The organism is Methanocalculus sp., from assembly GCF_029762515.1.
Taxonomy (GTDB): domain Archaea; phylum Halobacteriota; class Methanomicrobia; order Methanomicrobiales; family Methanocorpusculaceae; genus Methanocalculus.
The window spans coordinates 1-1583 of the sequence record NZ_JARVGN010000485.1 but is presented as its reverse complement, the minus strand read 5'-3'; the positions used below and the strand labels follow the sequence as shown (position 1 = coordinate 1583).

The 1583-nt window shown below is 44.9% G+C and carries 2 protein-coding genes; both read left to right on the top strand.

The window, feature by feature from the left end; all coding sequences use genetic code 11:
- Positions 1-364 precede the first annotated feature (364 nt).
- Positions 365-811, top strand: a complete 447-nt coding sequence (locus QCH34_RS12435) for a DUF1616 domain-containing protein (RefSeq protein ID WP_300334597.1) — start codon at positions 365-367, stop codon at positions 809-811.
- Positions 801-1583: hypothetical protein (locus QCH34_RS12430; protein WP_300334596.1), on the top strand; the 783-nt coding region annotated here is incomplete at its 3' end. The genes QCH34_RS12435 and QCH34_RS12430, both read left to right, overlap by 11 nt.

The window sequence follows — 1583 nt, the reverse complement described above, 5'->3', positions numbered from 1 at the left end:
AATAGCATCCCTCACATCCAACATCATCTAAAGATATGGTCCTCTCTGGAAGTGATCCTCAAACGATAGTGAGAATCCGGTTGAAGAAACTTTTGCAGCGTGAGAAAATAACAATTATATTTCTTCGGATATATTTGCTGGAAGAAACAAAGATATTTGCTTAGAATCAACAGGCGATCCACTTCATTGCTCAAGACATAAGATTCTACGACCATTTGGGTTCATTTCGTAAGCGAACTGCAATCTCATGTAATCTACGGCATATGTGCAACGACGTACAGCATAGGTGTAATCCCACATTCAGGCCATAATTCAAGGAAAACTCTATTAATACCAAAAAATAAAGATATTCAGTGTTAAAATAATGGATATCGTCGTCATCTCTCTTGGAGTGTTTCAAGCAGTTGCGGGATTCGTTTTTATTCTTTTTCTTCCCGGCTATGCTCTATGCTGGGCGCTGTACCCGAGAAAAGAGGAACTCACTTTTATGGGACGAATGTCCTTATCTCTTACCCTCAGCCTGAGTGCAGTGATACTCACTTCCCTTTTCATAGATCTCGTGCTTGGTATTGACACCACTCCGATAAATATCGCAATATCACTTATCGTGCTCACCGCCCTTGCTGCAACCGTTTGGAAACTGGAGACTGCATATCCCGAGTGGGCCGTTAAACAGAAATTCGAGAAAAAGATGACAGCACACCCGAATCTCCTCAATACACAGAAAGAACGACTGCAATCAGCTCTTATCGACCAACAGCAAAAGCTGCAACGATTTCTGACGCCTGCAAAGGATGACCATGAAGAATGATGAGTTCATTGCAAAGATTACAGGAAATCCGCCTCTTAAGAAACGGCAGCAGGAGAATCTATCGAACCTGCTCCAAATATCCGACAAATTCCTTAGAGAGGCGGGAATCTGGCAAAAAGAATCAGAGAAAATCAACGAAGAGACGGTTGTACTTGAGTCAGGTCACCAACCGAACTTCCTCCCCTATCCCGGCGTCTGGAAAAAGGCGTTCCTCCTCGACAGACTTAAAAAGCAACTGAGAGCGCAAGGTTACGCTCCGATCGCAATCTTCGGATTTGCCGACCAGAACCTGAGCACGGCATCCCTGCTTACCTCAAACCATATTCCAGCATTCAAGAAAGGCGGAAATGATAAGATTGGATTTGGCATCAGTGAAAAGGATCGTTGGCGATGTTTTGTTGAGATCCCAAAGCCGGATGTCGACGACTGGCAGGTCGAGATTGAGAAGATCGCTTCGCATTACACCAGCAGTGCAAAGCGGGCTCGTTTGGACATAAAGGAGACGCAGAGGCGACTTGATACAATCTTCGAGATGCTCTGGCAGAGCTATGAGCGGGCGCGCAACTTTGCGGACATCAATGCGTTCTTCTTCGCACGAGTTTCAGCAGATATCCTCGATCTTGATGTCCGGTTCTTCCGATATTCAGATATCCATCGGAATGGGTTATTTGCGGACGAGATCAGGAGGATCCTTGAACACAGAAAGACGTATGTGAGGATTTATAATTCCACCATCGTCGAAAAAAAACTCAACATCTCTCCTGTCCCCAAT